Source organism: Caballeronia glathei (genome assembly GCF_000698595.1).
Classification (GTDB): domain Bacteria; phylum Pseudomonadota; class Gammaproteobacteria; order Burkholderiales; family Burkholderiaceae; genus Caballeronia; species Caballeronia glathei.
Map to the genome: position 1 here is coordinate 55555 of NZ_JFHC01000016.1, position 25277 is coordinate 80831.

Genomic DNA, 25277 nt, shown 5'->3' on the forward strand with positions numbered 1-25277 from the left:
GATGCACCTGGGCCTTCGTGAAACTTGGAGTTCTATTGGTCTATTAGCTCTGCCCCTGTCCGGGGCAGTGCCAATAGACCAACAGCAAAACAAGTTTCATGGAGGCCTTGGCGCATCAAACGGTGCAAACACAGCCCAGGCCCGCCCCACCACTACGTCACTTCTTGTAGACGATCTCGAACGTCCCCCCCGGCATATGCGGCGTGCCCCAGACCGCGACTTCGCGCTTGTACGGAAGCGGAATTTGCGGGTTCGCCTCCTCGATCTCACGCGCGACGCGGTGACCCGTGAAGGTCGCATCGGCGATCAGGCGCGGCGCTTCGGCATCGCCGATCAGGTAGACCGCCTTGACCCCCTTGTCTGCCCATTCGCCCTGGCGTGCCTTCAGTTCGCGATACAGGCCATCGTTCGACTTGCGGCCGGTGACGAGCACCAGCGAATCGAATTCGAGCCAGCGGTGCGTCTTGTTCGCATCGCGCGGCAACTGGCCCGCGCCCTTGTAGGTGCGGCGCGAACCATCGCCCCAGATGTTGTAGATCTCGATGCGGCCACGTTCGATGCGGCTCGCGAAGTGATCACCCAGCTCGTTCACATGAAGCTCATGCAAACGGCGCATCATGTTCGGGTATTCGAGGGTGAAGTGCATGTAGTTCGCGAGATGCACGCCGCTCACGATCGTCACCTCGTGGCCCGCCGCGGCAAGCTTTTCCGCGATGCTCGGCGCCATGAAGTACGTATCGGCGTTGAGGATCACGACGCGCTTGCCGATCGGCTTCTTGCCCCCGAGCACCTGTTCCGGCGTGAGCTGGTCGGGCTGCGATGCGTCGGCGCCAGGAATCGGATCGTGCGTCAGGCAGTTCGTGCCGTCCGCGACCCAGTGCGAGCCCGTCGCGATGACGACCTTGTCCGCGCCGTAGTCGAGCACGTCATCGGCGATGAGCGGCTTCTGGCCGAGTGCAAGCTGGCTCTGCTTGTTCTTCTTCAGGAGCTTGGCGATCTGCGTTTCGCGGTAGTCGCGGTGATAACCCCATTCGCCGAGGCCCGGCAGCGTGACGACGCTGTTCAGATGGCCGCCAATCTTCTCGGCGGAGTCCACGAGGTGGACCGTGTAGCCGCGCTGCATCAGCACGCGCGCCGCTTCCGAGCCAGCCGGCCCCGCACCCACGACGAGCACCGAATCGTTCGAGCCGCATTCGGCGAATTTCTCCGGGTGCCAGCCACGGCGATACTCTTCACCGGCGGTCGCGTTCTGCGTGCAGATCATCGGCGGGCCGCCGATTTCCCAGCGCGAGATGCAAACGTTGCAGCCGATGCACACGCGAATATCGTCGATGCGGCCTTCCTCGACCTTCTTCGGCAAAAAGGGGTCCGCAATCGAAGGGCGCGCCGCGCCGATGATGTCGGCGATGCCCTTCGTGACGATCTCCGTCATCTTCTCGGGGTCGGTAAAGCGGCCTACGCCGAGCACCGGTTTCTTCGACACCTGCTTGATGAACCGCGTCCACGGAATCTGGTGCCCTTGCAGGTTGAAGCGCGACGGTCCCGCATCTTCGCCCCATTCCGCGATATCGCCCACGTCGACGTCCCACAGGTCGACGAGCGAGTCGGCCATCTCGACGAACTTCACGCCGTCCCGCTCGACTTCGATACCGCCCGTGCCGTAAAGCGTATCCACCGCGAATCGCGTAGCGATCGCGCAATCATGGCCGACCGCGCGGCGCACTTTTTCAAGCGTCTCGACCCAGAAGCGCGCGCGGTTCTCGAGCGAGCCGCCGTAGCCGTCCGTGCGCTTGTTGTAGTAGGGCGAGAGGAATTGCAGCGGCAGGTACGAGTGCGCACCGTAGACATAGACGATGTCGAAGCCTGCGTCGCGTGCGCGCAGCGCCGCATCGACGTAGAACTGCTGGACGTCGCGGATGTCGTCGAGGTCCATTTCCTTGCAGTACGTCAAGGTCTCGAACTCGGAGGCGAACTGGCTCGGGCCGCGCGGCGTCGCGCGGCTTTCCATGCAGGGCGCATGCGATCCGCCGTACCACATCTCGATGCCTGCAAGCGCGCCGTACTTGTGCACTTCATCGGTCATCGCGCGCAGGTTGCGCACGTCGCCCTCGTCCCAGATCCGCGCGGAGAGACGATGCGTGTCATCCGATTCCGGATGGATCGAGCAGTACTCGGTGTTCATGGCGGCCCAGCCACCCTCGGCTTTCATCGAGCGGTGCGCGGCCTGGAAGCCAGGCAGATTGCTGCCGGCACCGATGCAGTGCGGCACCTGATAGAAGCGGTTGCGCAGCGTCTTCGGTCCGATCTTGATCGGCTCGAAGAGGACGTCATAACGGGAATCGCGTGGCATGGGGTGTCTCTCCTGGCTTGGGTCTTCGTAGACGATGTTCGGGTGGCTTGGGAGTCTTGCGCCGCCGGCCCGGGCTCCGGCCTGCGCTCCGCTCAAGTGGAACGGGCGCCAGGCACCGGACGGCGTGGTTGCTATGGCGCCACGCGCGTGCGCAGGCGCAGCGGATCGTAGAACGGCGTCTTCGTGACGACGCCGCTGAACGTGCCGGCCGGATCGCGAATCTCCACCTTCGTGCCGAGCGCGGTGTGGCTGGGCTTCAGATGCACCATGGCGAGCGACTGCATCAGGTAGCGGCTGAACGTGGCACTCGTGACGACGCCCACTTGCTCGTCGCCGATGAAGATCGGGGAACCGGCCGTGACCGCGCTTTCATGCTTGACGATCACGCCCGCCTGCTTGAAGCGCTCCTTGCCGCGCGAGGCGAGCAGCGCGGCCTTGCCCACGTAGTCGCCCTTCTTGTCGGGATCGATCATCCAGTCGAGGTTCAGTTCCCACGGCGTCGTGTCGCCTTCGGGCATGTCGAACGGGTAGAAGAGCAGGGCCGCTTCGATGCGCGCAAGTTCGAGCGAGGTCCATGAGGCGGGGACGATGCCGTGCGGCTTGCCTGCTTCGAGAATTGCATCCCAGATCGCGATGGCGTCGTCAGCGCTGCACGATACTTCGAACCCCTGTTCGCCCGAATAGCCGCCACGCGAGATCACGATCCTGCGGCCGAAGAGTTTCGTCTCGACGTGTGCGAAGTAGGGAAGCTCGCTGAGCTTCATGCCGATGTGCGGCTGGAGAATGTCGGTTGCGCGCGGGCCCTGCAGCGAAAGCATGTGGACGTCGAAGTCCTGGCGCCACTCGACCTTGCGGCCCTCGGCGGCCTCCTTGAGCAGTTGTTGCGTGATGCCGCCGCCGTGCGAGATGCGGTAGCGCTCCGGCGCGTCGTAGATCACCATCAGGTCGTCGCAGACGGCACCGCGTGCATCGACTTCTGCCGCGAGACGCGCGGTGCCCGGCTTCATTTTCGTGACATCGATGGCGCAGATGCTGTCGATGACCGACGCCGCGTCAGGACCGGTCACGTGCAGGATGTTCAGCGCGCTGATGTCGTAGAGACCGGCTTTGGTCCGCACGGCGACCACGTCGTCGTTCGGATCGCTCGCGTAGAACCAGGGCAGCGGCATATCGTTCCAGGTATCGCCGTCAAGCTTCGAGCCGAGTTCACGATGGCGGACATTCAGAATGGATTGCCTTGTCATAGCTGTTTCCCGAGAGTGAAACCGAACGTGATGGGATGCCCGGAGCGGCCGGGCAGCGAGTGGCCTCGGATGGCCATTGGATGACAGCAAGTCTCGTTCGTAAAAATCAGCGTCACAATGGCCCAATGGCGCTACCTCCGAGTGGGTAGTTCCGCCTACTCCGCGCGCGCCGGAAAACAGAAATCAAAGGGCGCGCGGGATGAGCGAAGACGCCTTACACGTTCTGTAAGCTGGTTTGTAAGGTATCCGCTGAAGCCACTGTGCACGCGGTGCGGGAGCCATTCGAAATGCGCGGGCCGTAGGCCTCCGACCGCAATTTCGCGTGCAATCGCTCGCCCGATTGCTACCGCGCAGGGCTACCTCCAATGAATCATTGAAATGGCTTTTTGACTGGCCGATTCTAGTTTCGTGAATTCGCCGATGTGGACGCATGGCCTGCACGGTCATGGGCCCACGCAATCGAGCCTTGATCAAGGCGCAATCGACACGAGGATGAGCGGGCATGAATGGACCGAAAACGATCCCGGTACGTGTAGCGCATGTCGAACCGGTCACGGATGATGTGCGGCGCTTCACGCTCGTGCCGGCAGATGGCCGGCACCTGCCCGCCTATTCCGCGGGCAGCCACGTCATCGTCACCATGCGCGGAGAGTCGCGTGTATGGCGCAACGCCTATTCGCTCACGACGCCCTCCGGCGTGCGCGACGCCTATCAGATCATGGTGCGCCGGGTGAGTGCATCGCGTGGCGGATCGGCGTTCATGCATTCGAGCGTGAGCGAGGGCACGCGGCTCGACATCTCGGTGCCGTCGAACTTCTTTCCGCTCGCGCGACGCGGCGGCAAGCACGTGATGATCGCGGGCGGCATCGGCGTGACGCCGTTTCTTTCGATGCTGCCTGAGCTTGCCCGCATCCGCGCGCGCGTCGAAATGCACTTGTGCTGTCGCCCGGAAGACGCGGACGCCTTCACGGATCTCATCGCATCGCGCACGGCGGGCGGCGTTGCGGTGTATGTCGAAGTGGCCGGTGCGAAGGAGCGTTTCGGCGCAATGCTCGCAGACCAGCCGGCCGGCACCCACCTTTACACCTGCGGACCGGCTGGGCTGATGGAAGGCGTCGCTGAGACCGCCCGCGCGCTTGGCTGGCCGGAAAGTCATTTCCATCAGGAGAGCTTCGGCGGCGCGTCGCACGGCGAGCCGTTCGTTGCGGTGCTGGCGAAGAGTGGTCGCGAAGTCGCGGTGACCGGCGACCAGAGCCTGCTCGAAGCGCTGGAAGCGGCGGGTGTCGATGCGCCCTACATGTGCCGCGGCGGCGCGTGCGGCACGTGTGCGCTGGAGGTGCTGGAAGGCACTCCCGAGCATCGCGACTTTTTCCAGAGCGCCGCCGAACGCGCGACGAACTGCAATGTGCTGCCCTGCGTGTCGCGTGCACGCGGTGGGCGGATCGTCCTGAACATCTGACCCAGGCCACGAACGGGAAACGCCATGACCATTGTCTTCAACGAAGAAAACTTCCGCGCTCCCTATACGTTCCGGAACAGCGATCAGGCCATCCTGCGCTTTCCGTTTCCGTTCCCGGAGGACCGCTACATGTACTCGGTCAACATCGAGCCGCATGTGAAGGGCGGCGCGTCGGCCGCGTTCGGAGCAACCTTCGATATCGACGAACACTATGTCTCCGAATGCCGCGACCGGGCGCTCACGCTGGAGCGCGATCCGTTGCGCTCGCAGGTGCTCGATCACATGGACGCCGCGCAGTGGGACACGCTCGAAATGATCATGGAAAGCCTCGCGGCGGACTATCCCGAGCATTTCAAGTTGACACGCGACGGCGACCACTGGACCTGGATCAACCAGCCGCTCGGTCTGGAGCAGCAGTTCGTGTTCGGCGACGTGGCCACGCTGCCGTGCCCGCCCTTCGAATACATCACGCGCCAGGCCCAGGGCGACTACGTACTGCTCGACCATCGCGACGACAACCTTTTCATGGATGGCGGCACGGTCACGACCCAAGCCGACTGGTCGCTCGACTTCGATCTCGGCATGAGCTTCATGGAGTGGCATGGTCCCGTGCCGCTCGCGCATCAGGCGGGCATCTTCGAGCGCGCGCTGAAGTTCCTGCTGCGCCTGCAGCTCGGCGCGCCCGTGCGGCGCCTGAACTGGACCATGACGGTCAATCCGCGTCTGGACACGTCGCCCGAGACCTATCCGGAGTGGGGTCCGGACCGGGCAAGCATCACGCCCGAGAACGTGGGGCGCAAGTTGCACCTGCGCGTCGAGTTGCAGACGCTCTTCAGGCTGCCGCGCAGCAACGCGATCCTCTTTTGCGTGCGCTGCTACCTGATCGCGTTCGACGAACTCGTGCGCGTGCCGAAATGGGGAAGGCGCATGCATCGCGTGCTCGGATCGCTGCCGCCGGAGCTTGTCGAGTACAAGGGCATCACGCGGTATCGGCAGACCGCGGTGCAGTGGCTTTCCCAGTTCGACGACGGACTGCCCACGAGCGCGGGCACGCATTCGGAAGCCGACCGGCTGGAGGAGCAAGTCACGTAAGCCCGCAACGTCCCCGTTTTTTGTCATTGCTTTAATCCTGTACCCCCGCAATGCCCTCCTTCGCGAGCATGCCCCGATTGCGGCGAGGCTCGCGAAGGACGTGCGTGATGATTCCACGTATCGGTGACTCAACCTGAAAGGAAGACAGAGATGAGTGCGATTCCCGAAGACTATGCCGGCGAACCCGACGGTTCTCTGCAGAGAAAGATAAGCTGGACCGGTGCGTTCTGGGTGGCGAGCGGCGTGCCCGCGCTGGTGTTGTTCTCGATCGGCTCGATTGCCGCAACCGTCGGCAAGCTGTCATGGGCCGTGTGGATCATCTCGATCGGACTCGGGTTCGTCCAGTCGTTTGCGTACGCGGAGATCGCAGGACTATTCCCGCACAAGTCGGGGGGCGCATCGGTCTATGGGGCGATCGCCTGGGTCCGCTATTCGAAACTGTTCGCACCGTTATCGGTGTGGTGCAACTGGTTCGCGTGGTCGCCGGTGCTCGCGATCGGCTCGGGGCTGGCAGCGGGGTACATCCTCTCGGTCATGTTCCCGCCCGACGCGGCGATCAACACGTGGCAGATCACGCTCTGCAGCCTCGACTGGCTGCGATCGGGCCTGAGCCTTCGCATCAACTCGACGTTCATCCTCGGCGCCGCGGTCCTGCTGATCACGTTCGCCATCCAGCATCGCGGCATCCTGAACGCAGCGCGCATCCAGACGATTCTCGGCGTCGCCGCGCTGATTCCGCTCATTCTCGTCGGCACGGTGCCGCTGATCACGGGCGACCTGCCGATGCAGAACCTTCTGCCGCTCGTGCCATTCGCGAAGGATGCCGCAGGCCAGGTCGTGGATGGCGCGTGGGGCATGGGCGGCGTCACCCTGATGGCGGGCGGGCTCTTCATCGCCGCGTGGTCGACCTATGGTTTCGAAACGGCGGTCTGCTATACGCGTGAATTCCGCGACCCGAAGGTGGATACGTTCAAGGCGATCCTGTATTCCGGCCTCTTGTGCATCTTCGTGTTCACGGTCGTGCCTCTCTCGTTCCAGGGCGTGCTAGGCCTCGGCCATCTCGTCACGCCCGAAGTGAAGGACGCGTCGGGCAAGGTCGTTTCGGCGGCGGTCTACAACGGCATGCTGTCACCGGACATCTATAGCGGCATGGGCGTCGCGAAAGCGATGGCGCCGATGATCCACGGCGGCCTGCTCGTCGAGAGGATACTCGTCGTGATGCTGGTGCTCGCGCTCGTGCTCGCGATCATGACCTCGATGGCCGGCTCTTCGCGCACGCTGTATCAGGCGTCGGTGGACGGCTGGCTGCCGAAGTACCTCTCGCATGTCAACTCGCATGGCGCGCCGACGCGTGCCATGTGGACCGACCTGTGCTTCAACCTGATCCTGCTGCTGATGTCGGACTACGTGTTCGTGCTCGCGATGTCCAATGTCGGATACATCATCTTCAACTTCCTGAACCTGAATTCGGCGTGGATCCACCGGCTCGACCGCCCGGACTGGAGCCGTCCGTTCCGTGCGCCGAACTGGCTGCTCGCGCTCGGCACGCTGTTCTCCTTCGTGAACCTCGGGCTGCTCGGCATGGGCGCGGACATCTGGGGTGCAGGCACGCTGTTCTCGGGCCTGACGTTCGCCGCATTGATCCTCCCTGTGTTCGTCTACCGCCACTACATCGTCGACCGGGGGCATTTCCCCGACGCGATGAAGGAAGACATGCAGCTCGTGGGCAGCGGCAGGGTGCAGAAGCGCGCGGGAATTCTGCCCTACGCGACGGTGCTGGCCGGCATCATCGTGGTGGCGGTCACGCACAACATGGCCGTCTATTGATTGCGCAACCCCAACACGCAGATTGCGCAACCTCATCACGCAACGTTCAAACCGGACTGCACTGAGATGATGACTTCGACCAACACCAGCCGCCCGACCTATGTCCCGCTGGAAGCGGACCCGCATGGCACGCAACACTGGTTCGTTACATCCGGGGCGACCGATGCCGACCGCGCCCGCGCCCAGGCTGCGCTCAGCCGGGCCGTGCCGCTTGAAGTATGGGCCGTGGACGCGGGCACGTCGCAAGCCGGGCCTTTGCGCCGGTTCGACGATGAACGCGCGCTCCTCGCCGCGCTCGAGCATGCGCTGCGCGACGCGAAGATCGGTCTGCGGATCTACGCGCTCGGCAGCGAGCCGTTCATCTGGTCCGTGCGGCAACTCGGCGAGCGCTTCGCGATTGCGCGCGAAGCGGTGAGGGTGGCCCATAGCGGCAGCCTGCATCGCCGGGTGTACTGCATTCATTGCCGGACGCTGAACGAAGGCGTGACCACCAGCGTCGCCGAGTGCGGAGGGTGCAAGCGCAGCCTCTTCGTGCGAGACCATTTCTCGCGGCGGCTGGCGGCATTCATGGGCGTGCAGGCCGATGCGGAGAATCCCGGCGAGTTGCCGCAACCCGAGCAGGTCTACCTGTAGTTTCCTCTCCTGGCGTCTTCTCGAAGGGATACCGTGAGCCTGTTGACACCCGCGGTAGACGCGGCGCCGATCAAGCCGTATTGATGTCGTGGAGGGTAGTCCGCCGGGGTCGCCCTGGCGGACTTTTTTATTTGGCGTGCGCCGGTTCGCGGAATCACCGGTCCGAATCGCTCGCTCTGCTGCGCGCCTTTTCAGCCGTGATCGAAGCGGGGACAAACGTCAGCACCACGCGCGACCCGGTGCCTGGCGAGCGGATATCGAGCCGGCCGCCGAGGCTTCGCGCACGCTCGCGCATGATCGCGAGGCCGTAGTGATGCTCGTCGCCATGTTCGCGCGTGATGCCGCGTCCATCGTCTTCGATCGTCACCGTGACCTCGCTCCCGCTCGACGACAGTTGCACGAGCGCCGTCGACGCCCGCGCGTGGCGGACCACGTTGGTCAGGGCCTCGCGCACGATCTGCACGACGTGCAATTCCTCGTTGACCGTGAGCCGCATGCGGCGGATCCGGTTGTCGATCGAAATCTGTATCTCGCTGCGCGATGCGAATTCGTCGACCACTTCTTCGAGCGTCGACGCGAGGCCCTGCGCGTGCATCGATGTGCGAAAGGTCGTGAGCAGCTCGCGCAGATGGCGGTAGGCGCTGTCGATGCCTTCGCGGATGGCCTGCGCGATCTGTCCGACGTCGCTCTTCGCCAGGTCCTCGGGCAGCACTGCCTGCAGGCGAGCCAGCTGAATCTTCATGTACGAGAGCGATTGCGCGAGCGAGTCGTGCAGTTCGCGCGCGATCGCGTTGCGTTCCTCGAGCAGGACCATGCGGCGATCGCGCACGTCACGACCCAGGTTCGAGATTGCGTGAGCCAGCACGCTCGCGATCGTTTCCATCAGGTGAAGATGGCGCGGCTCGAACCGCGTGTCGGGGTCGCCTTCGCAGATCAAGACGCCATAGGTTTCCGAAGGCACGCGAACCGGCGACGCGAGGACCGGCAGCGGCACCCCGGTGCCCTTGCTGGCGGATACGGCGCGCACGCCGGACAGCGTCATCAGTTCGTGCACCACGCGGTCGCGCACGATGAGCGGCGGATCGCCCCCCGGCGAGACCACCACATCGACGCCCAGCAGATGCGCCGAGGATTCCGACAGCACGAGCGCCACCCGGCGCGCGCGCGAAATGCCGAGGAGGCGTTGCAGCAGCGCTTCGAGCGTGCCGCGCGACGGCACGTCTTCGGCGAGCTGGGCGCAGATGTAGTGAAGCAGGTCGAGCGACTGATCGGCGAACGCGATGTGATCCTCGACGATGCGCTTCAGGCGCGCCGATTCGTCCTTCTCGCTGCGCAGGCGCGCAGACAGGTGGTTTTGCAGCTTCAGCAGCCGGTCGATTTCGTCCCGCCCTTCGGGCGTCGTATGCCCCGCCTGCGTGAGCGCCTGCAAGGTCAGCGCCGGACGCACGACGAACGCGCTGCGCGCGCCCCACGCAAGCGTCGCGACGCCCGTGAGCAGCAGCATCGCCGTGCAGGCCTGCAAAAGCGCGATCACTCCCGCATGTGCTTCGGCTTCGCGTTCGACCTCGGTTCGCAGTGCGTCGATGGTCGTCACGGAATCGAGCCTGCCGCCGGACACGGGGCCCGCATCGGGCAGCGCCTTGACGAGGCCGTCGAGCGCCGCGCTCGGTGCGCCGCGTTGCCTCCAGTCCGCCAATAACGTATCGTTGCGAACGAGGAGATCGGCGTGCATGCGCGCTGACGCGGCCGCTTCCGGCGAGGCGGGCGCCTCTAGCGCCGCGAGTCGCCACAAGCGGGCGGATTCACGCAGATTGGAGATGGTCTGGCGATACGCGATGTCACCGTCGATTCGCATGCGCTCGCTCACGAACAGCAGCGTGATCAGCGCAACGAGGCAGGCAAGCACCGCGCAGGTTTTGGCGTACAGTGGATGACGGCGATACGGCGCGGGCTGGGCGGCATTCATCTGTGGGTGGCTGGCTGAGAGGCGTGCGGCGGATACGCCCATGCTCCATGTTCCGGGATCGGGAAATCAAGGCGTCATGTCAGTTTATCTGTTTTCGACCGTGTTGCTGCTTGCCGTAGCCTCGCTGGTCGTGGGGAGGCTGGGCATCGGCCCCCAGGTGGACGCACTATTGTATGTTTGCATGGCGTTCGCGGGCGCAGTCGCCGCGAGCCTTCTCGTGATGGCCTATGCATCGGGCGCGCGACGCGCGACGCGCCGCGGTACGCCCGGCGCCGAATCGCCGCAGCTGAGCGCATTCGCCGCGAATCTTTCCACGCCGGCCGTGCTGCTCGACCGCGACGCGCTTGTCTTCGTCAACGAGGCGTTTCTCAAGCACGCGCGCTGGGAACCCTATGTTGATGATATCGTCGGCATGCCGTTCAACAACCTCGTTCATCCGCAGTCGCTGCTCGATCTGACGAAGCTGCTTCAGGAGGCAGGCGACGACGAGGAACGCACCTCCGGTTCGCTGCGTATCGCATATGGCGACGGCACGTTCCGCCTGCATCCGGTGACGGCGCTGCGCGGCAAGGGCTCGCATCTCACGATGCTGCAGTTTCCCGCGCCCTATGCGAGTGCCGACGAGCAGCGCAACGAAGCGCAGGTGCAGCACTATTGTCAGGACGTCGTGGTGCAACTGCCCCAGGCGCTCTTTCGCGTCGACCGCGAACTGCACCTGATCTTCGCGAATCCGGCGTGGCGCAACCTGATGCGCATCGTCGGCAACAGCGTGGACCGTGCGCCGTTCGGGAGCTTCTTTCACCCGGAGGACCGCGAGGCGCTCAGCGCGAAGCTGACGGGGGTGCTCGATGGCCACATCAGCGAGCTCAGCACGGAAGCCAGGATGATCCGCTCCGACGAAACCCTGATTCACGTCGAATTGCGCTGCCACGGTGTCACCGACGAAGAGGGCAAGCTGATCGGCGCAGTGGGTCTTGCGAACGACATTTCGAATCGCCGCCGCAACGAAGACGCGCTGCGCGCGAGCCGCCGCAGCCTGCGCACGCTGCTCGCGAACCTGCGCGCGATGATCTATCGCGGGCAGAACAACCGGCGCTGGTCGATGGAGTTCGTGAGCGAAGGGTGCTTCGAACTGACGGGCTATGAAGCGAGCGAACTGCTCGACGACGAACGCATCAGCTTCGGCTCGCTGATCCATCCCGATGACCGCGAATTCGTCTGGAACGAGGTGCAGTCGCGCCTCCTGACAGGCGAGCCTTACGAGCTGACTTACCGGATCATCGACCGGTCGGGCGAAACGAAATGGGTGTGGGATCAGGGGCGCGGCATCTTCTCCGCACGCGACGAACTGATCGGCGTGGAAGGCTTCATCATCGAAGTGACGCGCAGGCGTCTTGCGGAGGAAAGCGCCCGGCGGCGGCTCGTGTTCGACCGGTCCACCGGCCTCACCAATGCGACGATGTTCATGGACCGTCTGAGCTTCGCGAACGCGATGGCACGGCGCACCGGCCTCCTTTGCGCCGTGTTCGCGGTGCGCGTGACGGGTCTCAAGCATATCGCCGAGCGCTTCGGGCAGGATTATGCGGATCGCGTGCTGGTCCATCTCGGCACGCGTTTGCAGGACGCGGAGGCGGACGTGAACTGCGCGACGCTGCTCGACAAGCAGGACTTCGCGATGATCGTCGCTGATTTCAGGGCGTCGTCGCTTGGCTGGAGCGACGCGGCCGCGCAGATCGAGCAACTGGCGCAGCGCGACCGCGATGCCGCGCTCGACATGCTCGCGGACGCGTTGCAGCGTCTCGTCGGCCGGCCGCTACGACTGGAAGGGTACGAATTCAATGCACCGGTGCGAGTAGGATGGGCGCTCGCGCAAGGCGAGCCGGCCAACGCACAGGACCTGCTCGACCGCGCGCTCGACGCGGCAGGCGCCGTGCCCGCCGCCGACAGGGCGCCACAAGAGGACGAAAACAGATGACCAAACACACGGAAGCGGATGCGAAGCGCGAGGGGCCGACGCTCGACGCGGCGGACAGCGACGGGCAGTCCGCTTCGATGTCGATCGAGCATTTTCTCGGCAAGGTCGTGCGGGAAAATCGCACGAACCAGGGGCTGACGATCGCCGAACTTGCCGAGCAGAGCGGCCTGTCACGCGGCATGGTATCGAAGATCGAAAACGGACAGGTCTCGACCAGCCTGGAATCGATGGTGAGTATCGCGCGGGCGCTCGGCATTTCGATGTCGTCGCTGTTCAAGAACTTCGAAGGACAAGAAGGCCGCGCGCAACATGTGAAGGCGGGCAAGGGCATGGAAGTGGTCCGCCGCGGTACGACGAAAGGGCATACGTATCACCTGCTGGCTTACGATCAGGGGCCGGTGAAGCTCTTCGAGCCGTTCCTCATTTCGATGGACGACGAAGCCGAAATCTTTCCGACGTTCGAGCATCCCGGCACTGAATTCATCTACATGCTGCAGGGCAAGATGGAGTATCGGCACGGCAACCGCAGCTACCTGCTGCAGCCCGGCGATGCGTTCACGTTTCGCGGCTCGGTGCCGCATGGCCCCGAGCGGCTCATCAAGCTGCCGATCCGCTTCATCACCATCATCATGTACGGTCAGACGCAGGGCGGCGTCGAATCCTGAGTGCGCACACACTGCGCTTCAGTCGTATCTCTCAGTGCGCCGCTGGCTCTGATCGTGTCTTCGCCACGACTGCGCCACGAGCGCATGCAACTGTTTTTCCCCCATCCTCGTCGACACCGATTCGACGTATGAGTGATGCCAGGGACAGAGCGGTGCACGCAGGCGCCGGGCATCGAGATAGCGCAGCAGGGCGATCTTCGTGTGGCCGCACGCGACGCTGTGCTCGAACAGCGCCAGGGCCGCGGCGGCATCCGCGCATTCACGGACGCGCCGGGCGAGTTCACGGGTGCTGCCCCGATCCAGCTTCATTGATCCGTGCCAGCGCAAGCGCGGCCGGTCAGCGGGCGTTTCAGAGTGTGCCGGCGTTGTGGCAGCGTGCGCCCCGCATTCGGCAAGCGGGAATCATTCATGTATCGCATGTCAGGCTGCGTGCCGCTCGGAAAGCGCATCGGATTGATGGGTCGAAGCGTCCATCAGGCGATATGAGATTGCGGGCTGCTGGCGCGGGGAAGGGAAGACGCGCCACGAGCCGTCGCCGTGCCGGAAGAAGAAAATGGCGAATGGATACGACTGCTGCGTCGACTCGACACGCACAAAACGTTGTTTGCTCTCCCGCATGCGACCGAATTGCGTGACGTGCGCCGGCATCGCCGGGTTCGGCGCAAACCATTTTTCAATGAGCTGACGCAACGAATGTTCGCCGGTGTTCATGTGCCTCTCCTCAATCCATGCCAGTTCGTTCGACCACGTTGCTTCCCGAGCTTTGGCGGAGAACGATCGTGTGACGCGTGCGACGCCCTGCAAACGATTATTCGCGCGCCCGGCGACCGATACAATTGCCCAGGATGGGCTCCTCCCTTGGAGGTAGACGGGCGGGTCAATTGTCAGGCAGCGGCTTTCCCGAGGTCCGTTGACAAGCCGAATTGGCGAGCAATCGAGTGAAGACGGTCGTGCCACTCCCACTTGCCAAAGACATCGTGAACGTTTTGCAGGCAACTGAGCAGTTCGACGGTGGCCGGGTCATAGACATTGATGCGGGAACGGAGCAACGCCTTCCTGAGCGCCGCAATGCCGACGTCCATATGCGCAGGAACGGCCGCCGATGACTTGCCGATGAAGCGGATGGGCACCCCTTCCATCGCTGTCATGTAGTCGCGGGGCTTGATGAAGCTGCCGACAGGGCAGCCTCCGCAGTATCCCCGATACGCACCGCCGCCGCGCGGCAGCAAAGCTGCCTGACCTTGACCGATAAGATGTTCGACAGCGCGGTCGAAGATCTGCTGATGGGTGAGGAACTTCAGGGTGTCCATTCGGGCCTCCACTGCGTCGTGACGTTAGCGGCCGTTCAACGATTCCGCACTTGTAGTATGGGCGGTCGGCCGCGTGCCGCAATTGTCCAGAGGAGGGTGCCCCTTTAGGGGTAGCGTCCCGGCGAAGCTATGCGCCGTCATCAGGACGCGGTGGTCGGGCTTGCGAGGCGTGTGTCAGCGGTCGCGCGTGCCGTGCTCATGGCGCCACACGACCGCCTCCAGGCGCGAATGCAGATTGAGCTTGTGCAGCATGTGCTTGACATGGACCTTCACCGTGCCGACGCTGATATCGAGCTTGCGCGCGATGGCCTTGTTGCAGAGGCCGGCAACGAGGTAGTCGAGTACTTCGAGTTCGCGGGCCGTGAGATCGGTCTGCGCGGCCGGGATGGGCTGTCCCGCGGACACCGCGTGCACGAGGCTGCCGGTCACCGCTTCGCTGAGTACGGGCTTGCCGGCCAAGGCTTTCTTCAGGCTGGGGCAGAGGTCTTCCGGGTTCATGTCCTTCAGAAGATAGCCCTGAGCGCCGGCGCGCAGCGCGGCCACTACGTCGCGCTCGCTGTCGGATACGGTCAGCATGATGACGTGCGACCTGACTCCCGCTTTTCGCATCAGTTCGAGCGTTTCGATGCCGCTCACCTGAGGCATGTTGAGATCGACGAGGATGACATCCGGTGTGAGCCGCATGGCCATCTCGACGCCTTCCGGTCCGGACGACGCCTCGCCGACGACCGTGAACGCAGGGTCCATCTCGATCAGTTGCGCGACGCCACGGCGAAACAGTGCGTGGTCATCTATCAGAAGAATGGTGTTGGGGGACATGATCCACGCTTCATCGATTCATTCACCGCACGGCCGATATAAGAGAGAGGCCGGAGCCGCGAGGCCGTGCTGCGTTGCCGCAGTTTTTATACGCCGGCGGCAAGTTGCCACCGCGTCGCCCATTATTCAGTCTAGTCATGCGTAGTACGCGATGCGAGCTTTTATGGTGAGGGCGCAGATGACGTTCGAGCACAGCGCTCGACTCCCGGCCCTGAATGGGGTGCGCCGCCCATCAAGGCGGAGACGGGAGCGCTGATTAAGCGAGCGCTGCATGATGGTATTCGCGAGGGTGTTCTGTTGAATGGCGCGCGCAAAGCGATTAATACAACGCGTTCTCCGGAATGTCCGATAATCCTGTCAATGCGAAAGTGGCGACATTCGCCTACGCCGAACTAGACTTCTCCCTCGCTCCAATTTTGCATAGGTCGCGTGCCGGGAAAGCGGGCTTTACTGCAAGCAGCTCGTTAGCCGGGCGAGAAAGCTATCGCATGCATCGAGCTGGGCCAGCGCGACGTATTCGTCCGGCTTGTGTGCGACGTCTATGTCGCCCGGGCCGCAGACAACTGCCGGCACCGACAGACGCGTCGAAAACAGACCCCCCTCCGTGCCGAACGCGACCTTTCGCGTCTGTGTTTCGGGCGGTAGCAGGGCTTCGAGAAATTTCACGGCGTCGCTCGCGACGTGCGTGTCCAGGCCCGGATAGGCGTTGACTTCCTCGACTGCAGGCAGATGCACTTTTCCCTGAAGGCCCGTGGCGCTCGCGATCGAGGCCCGCGAGCGGATGTCGTCGAGTATTGCGTCAGCCTTGTCGCTCGTGAGCGTGCGAATTTCGAACTCGAGCGTGCATTCGTTCGGCACGATATTGAGCGCCTTGCCGCCGTGAATCGTACCGACGTGTATCGTCGAATACGGCACGTCGTAACCGTCGTCGTGCGCGCCGTTTTCGGCGAGATGCTGCTGCGCCGCGCGAATGCCCGCGATCCAGTCGGCGGCGACGTGGATTGCATTCAGATAGTTCGGCGCGAGTGCGGAGTGGCCCTCCTGGCCGCAACAGATCGCGCGATACGCGGCCTTGCCTTTATGGCCGGTCGCGATCTGCATCATCGTCGGTTCGCCGACGACGCACAATTCCGGCCGCACGGGCGCGACCTCCAGCACGTCGATCAGCCGCCGTACGCCGACACAGCCGATCTCCTCGTCATACGAGAGCGCCAGTTGCAGCGGCTTCTTCAACGTCCGCGCCGAGGCATCGATCATCGCGATGACCGCACACGCGACGAAGCCCTTCATGTCGGCGGCGCCACGGCCGTAAAGCCGCTCGTCACGCAGCGTGGCCTCGAAGGGCGGCATCGTCCACGGCTGGCCTTCGACGGGCACGACGTCGGTATGTCCCGACAGCATCACGCCGGGCACGTCCGCCGGCCCGGTGCTCGCGAACAGGTTCGCGCAGGTGCCGGTGTCGTTCCTGACGATCGTACTGCGGATGCCCGCCGCGGCCAGCAAACCGGCGACGTGTTCGATCAGCGCGAGATTCGGCGTGCGAGAAATGGTCGGGAACGCGATCAGCGTTTTCAGCAGTTCGGCACTTCGGCTGAGCGGCATGATCACGCCTCCGGCTTGACGGCGACGACGTCGATTTCAACGAGCCATTCGGGACGCGCGAGCGCCTGCACCACGATGCCGGTCGACACCGGGAACACCCCCTTGAGCCAGCGGCCCATTACGTTGTAGACGGCTTCGCGATAGCGTGGGTCGATGATGTAGACCGTTACCTTGCAGATGTCTTCGAGTTTGCTGCCGCATTCGTCAAGCAACATCTTGACGTTCGACATCGCCTTCTCGGTTTGCGCGGCGACGTCGCCGATGCCGACCGATTCACGTGTGTCGAGATCCTGGCCGATCTGGCCGCGCAGATACACCGTGTTGCCGGCGATCACCGCCTGGCACAGATCGTTGTCCAGTTGCTGTTCCGGATACGTTTCGCGAGTGTTGAATTTGCGGATGCGTGTGTGAGTGGTCATGTCGGTGTGGTTCGAAAGCTCAGTGATGAAGGATCTTGGAAAGAAAGCGTTTCGCGGCGGCGCTGGCGGCGTCCTGGAAGAACACGTCGGTTGGACTGTCCTCGATGATCGCGCCGTCCTCCATGAAGACCACGCGATGCGCGACACGCTTTGCGAAGCCCATTTCGTGCGTGACCACCATCATGGTCATGCCTTCGCGCGCGAGTTCGACCATCACGTCGAGTACTTCGTTGACCATCTCGGGGTCGAGCGCCGACGTCGGTTCGTCGAACAGCATCGCCATCGGATCCATCGACAACGCGCGCGCAATCGCTACGCGTTGTTGCTGGCCACCCGACAATTGTCCCGGGTACTTGTGCGCATGCGCCGACAGCCCGACGCGGTCGAGCAAATCACGCGCCTTCGTGCGTGCCCGGCCTTCGTCGCGGCCGAGCACGATGCGCTGGGCGAGCATGAGATTGCGCGTCAGGTCCAGATGCGGAAACAGCTCGAAGTGCTGGAAGACCATGCCGACGCGGCTTCGCAGCTTTGGCAGATTGGTCGACTTTGCGGCGAGCGACGTGCCGTCTACGACGATGTCGCCCTTCTGGAACGGCTCCAGCGCATTGACGGTCTTGATCAGCGTTGATTTGCCGGAGCCCGACGGCCCGCACACCACGACGATCTCCCCTTTGTTCACGTGGGTCGAGCACTGCCTGAGCACGTGATGGCTGCCGTACCATTTGTCGATGCCGCGGATATCGATGACGGCGCGATTCGCGTTCATTTGTCGAAATATCCCGCGCGGATCGACGCGCCGATCAGGTTGAGAATCAGGCGTCCGGCGGTCACACAGGAAATCAGATTGGCGTGGTCCTTTTCCGGCTGGATCTCGACGATGTCCATGCCGACGACGCGGCCTTTCTTCACCAACCCGTGAATCAGCTTGCGCGCCTGCACGAAGGTCACGCCGCCCGGTGCCGGTCCCGCGACAGCCGGCATCACCGAAGGATCGAGACCATCGGCATCGATCGTCAGATAGTAGTTGCCGCCGTCGGGAATGCGCGCGAGCACCGCGTCCATGCCGATGTCGTGCAGCTCGTACGCGGTGACGAGTTCCGAGCCATACGCGCGCGCGGCGACGAGTTCCTCGGGGCGTCCGCTGCCTTGCGCACGCAAGCCGATCTGGATGATGCGATCGACGTGCGCCATTTCCGACGCGCGGCGGATCGGGCTCGACAGGCCTTCGCGAACGCCATTGACGTCGTCGCGCCAGTCGAGGTGTGCATCGACATGCACGAGCGTGATCGGCCCTTTGGCGTCGAGGCCGCGCAGGATCGGCGTGGTGATGCCATGGTCGCCGCCCAGCACGATCGGCATCGCGCCGGCGGCGACGATGCCGCGCACGGCCGCTTCGGCGCGCGCGTAGTGCTCGCCGGGTCTCGTCAGATCGGGAATGATGTCGCCGCAATCGACGAAGCGTACGTCGTCTCGGCCTTGCAGCAGCGGGCCGTCGATATCGAAGTCGTAGTGCCCCGGCTTGCGCACGACACGGTCGGTCGCCTGACGGATCGCCGACGGCGCGTTGGTCTGGTCGTTGCTGAAATCGGACGGTGAGTACGGTGCGCCGTACGGCATGCCGAGCACGGCGATATCGGCCTTCAGGTTATCGATGTCGAGATCGAGCTCCGAGTACAGCAGCGTGGGATGGCCGGTGCGCGGCGCTACGGTGTATTGAGTCATGCGAGTATCTCCAGGGGGATGGCGGGATCTGCGTCAGACGTGGCGCGCGCGCCGTCCGATCGCCGTCTCCAGACGGCGGCCGACGCTCGCCAGCAAAACGCTGCAGATCCAGTAGATCAATGCCGTCGTGCCGAGCACTTCGACATACGCAAAGGTATTGGCGGTGAGCAGATTGCTCTGGTACGTCATCTCCGGCAGACTCATCACCGAGAAGATTGCCGAGTCCTTGAACATCATGATCACAAGGCTCGTGGCCGGCGGGGTGATGTAGCCGAACAGCTGCGGCGCGATCACGTGGCGCTGCGTCTGCCAGAACGTCATGCCGAGGGACAACGACGCCTGGGTCTGGCCGCGTGCCACGCTGCGCAATGCCGCACGCAGGATTTCGCAGAAATAGCCGCCCGTGTAGAACGCTGTGCAGCCGATCGCGACCGCCATCGCCGACGCGCCCAAGCCGAGCTTCGGCAGGCCGAAGAACGACAGGTACACGAGAATCAGGTACGGAATGTTGCGCACCAGTTCGACGTAGGCAAGCGCCACCGGCTTCAGGAACGTACGCGACTGTGTTGCGTACGCGGCAACGATCCCCGCCACGGCGCCAACCGGAATGCCAATCGCGCTGACCAGTGCGGTGATGCGAAGCCCGTCGAGCAGCACCGGCACCGCTTCGCGGACAATCGAAAAATCAATGGCCATGGGGCAGCATCCTCGAGACGCGGCGCTCGCATACTCGCGAAACAGCCGAGATGCAGAACAGGATCAGGAAGTAGACCGCCGCGGTGATCGTGAAGACCTGCAGCGGCAAATCGGTTTGCAGCGTGGCGTTGCGCGCGACGGTCGCGAGTTCCGGCACCGCGATGATCGACATCAGCGAAGAGGCCTTCAGCAGGAGGGTGAACTCGCTGGTGAGCGGTGGAATCGCGCGATAGATCATCTGCGGCAGCAGCACGTGACGCCACACCTGTGCGGCGCGCATGCCCATCGCGTAACCGGCCGCGCGCTGCCCCCACGAGATCGTGCCGAGCGATCCGCGCAGGATCTCGACGATGTACGCACTGGTATTGCACGCGAGCGCAGCGATACCCGCGGTGACCGGTGAGATCGAGATGTTGAGCAGAGCCGGCACCATGTAATACGCGATCAGCATGTGAATCAGCGCCGGCGTGCCGCGAATCAGGCTCACCCACAGCACCACCAGCGCGCGCAACGGGCCGAACGGCGAGATGCGCGCAAGCAGCAGGATGATGCCAAGCGCGACGCCGATGACGAACGCACAGGCCGAGGCGGCCAGCGTAAGCGCTGTCCCCGATACGACACCGTCCAGAAACGGCGCGATCACGCCGCCCTTGTCAAACCAGTTGAGCATGGCGGTGCGCGTCAGATGGCGCCGGCCGGCAGATAGCTCGCGCGCGGCGTATCCATCGGCGCGCCGAACCACTTCGTCTGCAACGCGGCAAGCTTGCCGTTCGCGCGGAATTCCTCGAGCGAATCGTTGATGAACTTGCGAATCTCGAGATCGTTCGGGTTTGCGACCCACGCGAGCAGCTTCGGCTGACCGATCGTGCCGGCAATGCGGAATGCGTTCGGCTGACGCTTCATCTGCACGGCAGCGATGTTCGACGGCATCAGCGCAACGTCGACGGTCCGGTTCGCAAGCGCGTTCGACACGTCTGGATACGCCTGGAACAGCTTGGTGCCCGCGTAGCCCTTGCCGGTCTTCTCCTTCAGTTCCTTTTCGAACTCATCGGCGACGGGTTGCGACGACGAACCCATCTGCGTGCCGATCGTCTTGCCACCGATGTCGAGGTCGCGGTTGATCGACGTGTCGCTGGCGCGTACCAGCAGCACCGAGCGCACCACGCCGACCGGTTCGCTGAACGCAAATCGCTTGGCCCGCTCCGGCGTGATACCAACGCTGGTCGCGACGAAGTCGAACTTGTGCGACATCAGGCCTGGAAGCAGTCCCTGGAACGGCAGATTCATCTGCTCGAGCTTCACGCCGAGCTTCGCCGCCATCAGCTCCAGCACATCGTGACCGTACCCGACGATCTGGCCATTCTCGACGAATTCGAACGGCTCGTACGCGGCTTCCGTGCCGACCACCAGTTTGCCGCGCTGCCTGATGTCCGCGAGCGTGCCGCCTTCGGCCAGTGCGAGCTTCGGCAGTGCCAGTGCCACGCCGGATGCGAGCGTGGTTTTGATGAAGGATCGTCTGGTCAGTTGTTTCATTGCGCTCTCCGCATGGTGGTCATTTGGTCGTGTAGGGTGACTGGCCGGCACATCGCGGACGCCGCGACTTCGCGCGATTGGTCAGGCGATTCAATGTATGCCGTCATAAAGAGGGTGAAAAATGATTTTTTTAGCGGTATGGTTCCAAAAAATGAAACCATTGCGAATGGACACGTTTTGCGCCATTCGCCCGACCCTGGAGTCACTTGCGTGTCCCGCCCCGATTTCACCGAACGCGATTTGCGCTCGCTGCGCATTTTCTGCGCGGTCGCGCAGGCCAATGGTTTCGCCGCGGCGGAAAAGCAGTTGAATATGTCGAAGGCCTCCATCAGCCGTCACATTCGCGAAGTTGAGGAGACACTCGGCGCCCGGTTATGCGAGCGCGGCCCATCGGGATTCGTTCTGACGCATGCTGGCAAGGTCGCACTCGATCTTGCGCGCGACGCGATCCGCTCGCTGGAACGGATCCAGCCGGAAATCGACGCGGTGCGCGGGGTGCTGTCCGGCACGCTGTCGATCGGGATGGTCGAGCACATCATTAGCGATGACGGCTGTCATCTGCCCGAGGTGCTCGCCGCGCTGAAGGAGCAGGCGCCGGACGTGACCGTCGAGTTGCGGGTGATGACCTTCAACGAGCTTGATCTGGCATTACGGGAGCGTCGCGTGCAGGTTGCGATCCGGGGCATGTACCGGCGTGAGGCGGGTTTCGAATACTTGCCGCTCTTCATCGAGCGGCAATCACTGTACGTGGCGCGTAGCAAGCTGCGCGATGCGTCGACACTACCGCTCGTCTATCGCGAGCAGCCGTTCGTGCACGAGGCGCTCAATAGGCTGGGGATGGAGCGCGGGCCGTCTGCTTCGGGGCTCGAGGCAGTCGCGATGCTGGTGCTGTCCAGGCAATACGTTGGCCTGCTGCCGCAGTTCTATGCCGCGTCGTTCGCGAAGCGGTACGCACTTGCGAAAGTGCCGTCCGGCCCGGCCTATGAAAATACGATCAGCGCGATCATCGAAATTTCTCGCCCAAGAACTCGCGCGCTTGATTTGTTCCTGGATCTTCTCCAGCAACTCCATCGCGTTGAATGACGGTATCGGTGCGCAAACGGGCGTCGCGAAGCAATGTCTTGACCGGGCACTCACGCTGCTGTTTTCTCACGAAACCTCGCGGATCATGCGCCGCGACTGAGTGGCGGCTATGCGCTGGCTACGCGTCGCCCGCGTCCCGACGATCTACCTTTCAATCAAGCCCCGCCGCGTGCTGACATTCCGACTGGTACCAACGATCGACCAGACGCTGCGCCGCTTGCAGGTCTTCTGGGTAGTACGGGTCGTCCCATAGCGATGGGTTGTACCCCGCTTTCCTGAGGGCGGCCAGTTCGCTTTGGTGCTGCTTCATTGTCGGAGACGCATTGCTTCTAAGCGCCGTCAGGTCGCGGCATTCTGTAGGGCTTAGATGCGTCGCGCTTTCTTGCATACCGCCGGTGGCGCAGCCAGCGAGCAGAAACACCAACGCTGGAAGTATCGACCGGTTCGTCAGCGCCATTTTCATCGTATGTTTCCTCGCATCCTGTCGCCGGCCGAGGCGGGCATGCCGCCCAGGGTCCGTGCGGGAGGGTAGTGTTCGCCTTCGACGCCCGCCACGTCAACCTCGAGCCACTGTCGCCTTCCTTCACGACCTTGAAGATACCGGATGTCTGCACATTCTGCGCCGGCTTATGCTGCGTGTCGGTGAAAAAGGGTTCGTACTGCCGGATTGGCTTGCCCTTGTCGTTGAAGACGATCCAGCCGGATTACCGTGCGAATTTGAAAATTCCTTCATCAAATCGCAAATGTCAAGCGACGATGTCGCGTAAGGTCACAGGAGAGACGAAGGAGCGGGCAATGGACGAGCCTGATCGGTTGACGTGAGCGCCGTGACGACGCGTGAGTTGATGGAGCCAATATGATTCGAGTGCTTACGATCGAAGACGACGAGATCGCTGCGGACGCTATCGTCAATGCGCTCAGCCGCAGAGGCTTTTCCGTGCATTGGATCGACAATGGCAAGGAGGGCGTGGTCAGTGCGCTTTGCGACGATTACGACGTGATCACCCTCGACCGGATGTTGCCAGGCATGGACGGTCTGACTATCGTGACGGCGATGCGCGGCACCGGCGTCACGACGCCGGTGTTGATGCTAAGCGCGCTTGGCGATGTCGATGAGCGTGTGCGGGGTCTGCGCGCGGGCGGCGACGACTATCTGACCAAGCCATTCGATCCGGAGGAGATGGCTGCGCGGCTCGAAGCGCTGCTGCGCAGAAGCCATGCGCCGACGACGCAATTGGAGACGGTGCTGTCTGTCGGGCCGATCGAACTCGACCTGATTTCGCGCAAAGTGCGCCGCGACGGTGAAGAAATTCCGCTGTTGCCGACCGAGTATCGCGTGCTCGAATACATGATGCGTCATGCAGGCCGCACGGTTACGCGCATGATGCTGTTCGAGTCGGTATGGGGTTACCACTTCGATCCTGGCACCAATCTGATTGACGTGCACATGGGCCGTTTGCGCAAGAAGATCGATCCGCCCGGAGCGCGCGCGATGATCCAGACCGTGCGTGGGTCCGGCTACATGCTCGGCTAGGAGACGACACCGAGCATGCTGACGTTTGGCATCACCGATGCCGCCGAAGCTTCTGCCCCCTCCCGCACATTGGCGCCGGATGTCGGCACACGCTGGCATGCCACGACGTTTCAACTCCTGTCCGTGTATGCATTGATCTTCGCGGTATCCGTGATGCTGCTGCTCGGTTTCATGAGTTGGGTCGTGACCGGCGAAATGAAGCAGCAAAACTAACTATCTCGTGATGGACTGGCAACTCCGGTACTTCGACGCGATTCCACATGCCGCACTAGCCAGAGCCATCGGACACCGGCTCGCGTGCGAACGGATGCACGACGCGTACTACGGCCTTTTGGCGCCGTGGCCTAACAAAAGCTTCATCTGACTCATGGCGGTTCGATACTGTGCGCGGCGCATCTTTGCATCATCGCAACGTCGCACAAGGAGCGAATGACATGAAACCCTTCTGGATGAAAACCACGGTGGTGCTTTGCATGTTGGTGGCAAGTGGCGCAGCGTCGGCTGGCGCCAAGCTTACGCCGGGCGAATGCAACGACTATCCGTTTACACCGCTGAGCAAGCCGGTCACGCATGCACAATTGATGCAGGAACTCAGTGAGCTGGAATCGGTGGGTTACCAGGCGGCCGCAGGAGACGATAACTACTATCCGTCGGAAATTCAGCAGGCGGAAGCGAGGCTCAGGCTGAAATACCGCGCCGACTGCCTCGGTGAGAACGTAAAGGTGCCGACATCGCCGATCATTTACAGCGGCGGCCCGAGCGGATTTTATTGATGTTCCGTCACGGCGCGAGCGCGTCGATCGCAAGCAGGCGACAGGTACCGTTTTGCGCATCAAGCCCGCGCAATCAGGGCGTGTGCAAAACGGTTGCCTGCGGTATGTGGGAATTCCTTTGGACTGTACGCAATCAGCGTACGCCGCGCTGCGAGCGAACGTACTACGCGCGCACCGGCTTCAGCGCGAGCGTCGCAATCAGATTCACCGCTGCGCGCAGCGACAGCAGCTGCCCGAGCGGCACAATCGATGTGTCCGCAATCGTATCGGCGGCACACCTATGGTCAACCGTCCGTCGTTCGCGACATGACTTCGCGATCGGCGTGGCGTCGTTCATCGACCGTGCCGGGAGTTGACCCGGCTGCGTCGCGCGGCCTTGTCCATTTCGCATGCTCAAGCGGAGCATCGCGTCGACATGAAAGGTGCTTCAATAGAGCCACCTATACTTCGCGGTGAAAGTCCGGGCATTTTCAGCGCAATTCCCAGCACGATATTCCGGTTGATTGAACGGCCGCGCAAAAAGCGGTCGTGAGAGATCGGGCAGCTTGATCACATCGACGATCGCTGGACGCCAG

Annotated in this window: 26 protein-coding genes; 10 read left to right on the forward strand and 16 right to left on the reverse strand. The window is 63.2% G+C overall.

Annotated elements, in window-relative coordinates:
- Positions 1-157 precede the first annotated feature (157 nt).
- Together BG61_RS12760 and BG61_RS12765 are read right to left on the reverse strand one after the other, a co-directional pair.
- Positions 158-2350 (reverse strand): oxidoreductase, encoded by a 2193-nt coding sequence (locus tag BG61_RS12760; protein ID WP_035937774.1) that lies wholly within the window; start codon positions 2348-2350, stop codon positions 158-160.
- A 131-nt stretch (positions 2351-2481) separates the two neighbouring features.
- Positions 2482-3594 carry an aminomethyl transferase family protein gene (locus BG61_RS12765; RefSeq protein WP_035937772.1) on the reverse strand — a complete coding sequence of 371 codons (1113 nt, stop codon included), beginning with the start codon at positions 3592-3594 and terminating at the stop codon, positions 2482-2484.
- A 502-nt stretch (positions 3595-4096) separates the two neighbouring features.
- Here BG61_RS12765 and BG61_RS12770 point away from each other — a divergent pair.
- From BG61_RS12770 to BG61_RS12785, 4 genes are all read left to right on the forward strand, one after another.
- Entirely contained in the window at positions 4097-5053 is a 957-nt protein-coding gene (locus BG61_RS12770) for a PDR/VanB family oxidoreductase (RefSeq protein WP_035937771.1), read from the forward strand.
- A 24-nt stretch (positions 5054-5077) separates the two neighbouring features.
- A complete protein-coding gene (locus tag BG61_RS12775) occupies positions 5078-6145 on the forward strand; it encodes a heme-dependent oxidative N-demethylase family protein (RefSeq protein WP_035937769.1) in 1068 nt (355 codons plus the stop codon).
- Positions 6146-6295: 150 nt separating this feature from the next.
- Positions 6296-7972 carry an APC family permease gene (locus BG61_RS12780; RefSeq protein WP_035937767.1) on the forward strand — a complete coding sequence of 559 codons (1677 nt, stop codon included), beginning with the start codon at positions 6296-6298 and terminating at the stop codon, positions 7970-7972.
- Positions 7973-8038: 66 nt separating this feature from the next.
- On the forward strand, positions 8039-8605 hold the full coding sequence (locus BG61_RS12785; protein WP_232256390.1) for a dimethylamine monooxygenase subunit DmmA family protein: 567 nt from the start codon (positions 8039-8041) through the stop codon (positions 8603-8605).
- A gap of 154 nt (positions 8606-8759) precedes the next feature.
- Here the strand turns inward: BG61_RS12785 and BG61_RS12790 are convergent, their stop codons facing one another.
- Positions 8760-10613 carry an ATP-binding protein gene (locus BG61_RS12790; RefSeq protein ID WP_232256389.1) on the reverse strand — a complete coding sequence of 618 codons (1854 nt, stop codon included), beginning with the start codon at positions 10611-10613 and terminating at the stop codon, positions 8760-8762.
- A 34-nt stretch (positions 10614-10647) separates the two neighbouring features.
- Here BG61_RS12790 and BG61_RS12795 point away from each other — a divergent pair, with 34 nt between their 5' ends.
- A complete protein-coding gene (locus BG61_RS12795; RefSeq protein ID WP_051672469.1) occupies positions 10648-12546 on the forward strand; it encodes a PAS domain-containing protein in 1899 nt (632 codons plus the stop codon).
- A gap of 77 nt (positions 12547-12623) precedes the next feature.
- Positions 12624-13211 carry a helix-turn-helix domain-containing protein gene (locus BG61_RS12800; protein WP_035937857.1) on the forward strand — a complete coding sequence of 196 codons (588 nt, stop codon included), beginning with the start codon at positions 12624-12626 and terminating at the stop codon, positions 13209-13211.
- Positions 13212-13229: 18 nt separating this feature from the next.
- Here the strand turns inward: BG61_RS12800 and BG61_RS12805 are convergent, their stop codons facing one another.
- The 11 genes from BG61_RS12805 to BG61_RS12855 all read right to left on the reverse strand — a co-directional run bounded on the left by BG61_RS12805 (position 13230) and on the right by BG61_RS12855 (position 21312).
- Positions 13230-13520, reverse strand: a complete 291-nt coding sequence (locus BG61_RS12805) for a hypothetical protein (RefSeq protein ID WP_035937764.1) — start codon at positions 13518-13520, stop codon at positions 13230-13232.
- A 111-nt stretch (positions 13521-13631) separates the two neighbouring features.
- Positions 13632-13922, reverse strand: a complete 291-nt coding sequence (locus tag BG61_RS12810) for a hypothetical protein (RefSeq protein ID WP_051672470.1) — start codon at positions 13920-13922, stop codon at positions 13632-13634.
- Positions 13923-14095: 173 nt separating this feature from the next.
- A complete protein-coding gene (locus BG61_RS12815) occupies positions 14096-14521 on the reverse strand; it encodes a hypothetical protein (protein ID WP_035937853.1) in 426 nt (141 codons plus the stop codon).
- A gap of 174 nt (positions 14522-14695) precedes the next feature.
- Positions 14696-15340 (reverse strand): two-component system response regulator NarL, encoded by a 645-nt coding sequence (gene narL, locus BG61_RS12820; RefSeq protein WP_035937762.1) that lies wholly within the window; start codon positions 15338-15340, stop codon positions 14696-14698.
- Positions 15341-15787: 447 nt separating this feature from the next.
- A complete protein-coding gene (argE, locus tag BG61_RS12825) occupies positions 15788-16942 on the reverse strand; it encodes an acetylornithine deacetylase (RefSeq protein WP_035937760.1) in 1155 nt (384 codons plus the stop codon).
- A 2-nt stretch (positions 16943-16944) separates the two neighbouring features.
- The gene (locus BG61_RS12830; RefSeq protein WP_035937758.1) at positions 16945-17361 is read right to left on the reverse strand and encodes a RidA family protein; all 417 of its coding nucleotides are present in this window, start codon (positions 17359-17361) and stop codon (positions 16945-16947) included.
- Between the two features lie 19 nt (positions 17362-17380).
- Complete coding sequence (locus tag BG61_RS12835; RefSeq protein WP_035937756.1) at positions 17381-18127, reverse strand: amino acid ABC transporter ATP-binding protein; 747 nt, start codon at positions 18125-18127, stop codon at positions 17381-17383.
- Entirely contained in the window at positions 18124-19083 is a 960-nt protein-coding gene (locus BG61_RS12840) for an agmatinase (protein ID WP_035937753.1), read from the reverse strand. Before BG61_RS12840 ends, BG61_RS12835 begins: the two co-directional genes overlap by 4 nt.
- A 33-nt stretch (positions 19084-19116) precedes the next feature.
- Complete coding sequence (locus BG61_RS12845; RefSeq protein ID WP_035937752.1) at positions 19117-19779, reverse strand: amino acid ABC transporter permease; 663 nt, start codon at positions 19777-19779, stop codon at positions 19117-19119.
- Entirely contained in the window at positions 19769-20449 is a 681-nt protein-coding gene (locus BG61_RS12850) for an amino acid ABC transporter permease (RefSeq protein WP_035937750.1), read from the reverse strand. The genes BG61_RS12845 and BG61_RS12850 overlap by 11 nt, the downstream gene beginning before the upstream one ends.
- An 11-nt stretch (positions 20450-20460) precedes the next feature.
- Positions 20461-21312 carry a transporter substrate-binding domain-containing protein gene (locus BG61_RS12855; protein ID WP_035937748.1) on the reverse strand — a complete coding sequence of 284 codons (852 nt, stop codon included), beginning with the start codon at positions 21310-21312 and terminating at the stop codon, positions 20461-20463.
- A 210-nt stretch (positions 21313-21522) separates the two neighbouring features.
- Here BG61_RS12855 and BG61_RS12860 point away from each other — a divergent pair, with 210 nt between their 5' ends.
- Entirely contained in the window at positions 21523-22395 is an 873-nt protein-coding gene (locus BG61_RS12860; RefSeq protein ID WP_035937746.1) for a LysR family transcriptional regulator, read from the forward strand.
- Positions 22396-22546: 151 nt separating this feature from the next.
- On the opposite strand, the gene BG61_RS12865 is transcribed toward BG61_RS12860, so the two are convergent.
- Positions 22547-22858 carry a DUF4148 domain-containing protein gene (locus BG61_RS12865; protein WP_035937745.1) on the reverse strand — a complete coding sequence of 104 codons (312 nt, stop codon included), beginning with the start codon at positions 22856-22858 and terminating at the stop codon, positions 22547-22549.
- A gap of 393 nt (positions 22859-23251) precedes the next feature.
- On the opposite strand from BG61_RS12865, the gene BG61_RS12870 reads away from it, so the two are divergent.
- The 3 genes from BG61_RS12870 to BG61_RS12880 all read left to right on the forward strand — a co-directional run bounded on the left by BG61_RS12870 (position 23252) and on the right by BG61_RS12880 (position 24702).
- On the forward strand, positions 23252-23929 hold the full coding sequence (locus BG61_RS12870) for a response regulator transcription factor (protein WP_035937743.1): 678 nt from the start codon (positions 23252-23254) through the stop codon (positions 23927-23929).
- Between the two features lie 15 nt (positions 23930-23944).
- On the forward strand, positions 23945-24142 hold the full coding sequence (locus BG61_RS12875) for a hypothetical protein (protein ID WP_035941685.1): 198 nt from the start codon (positions 23945-23947) through the stop codon (positions 24140-24142).
- 221 nt (positions 24143-24363) lie between these two features.
- Positions 24364-24702, forward strand: a complete 339-nt coding sequence (locus BG61_RS12880) for a DUF4148 domain-containing protein (RefSeq protein ID WP_063740982.1) — start codon at positions 24364-24366, stop codon at positions 24700-24702.
- A 163-nt stretch (positions 24703-24865) separates the two neighbouring features.
- On the opposite strand, the gene BG61_RS42785 is transcribed toward BG61_RS12880, so the two are convergent.
- Complete coding sequence (locus BG61_RS42785) at positions 24866-25039, reverse strand: hypothetical protein (protein WP_161783673.1); 174 nt, start codon at positions 25037-25039, stop codon at positions 24866-24868.
- Between the last annotated feature and the right edge of the window lie 238 nt (positions 25040-25277).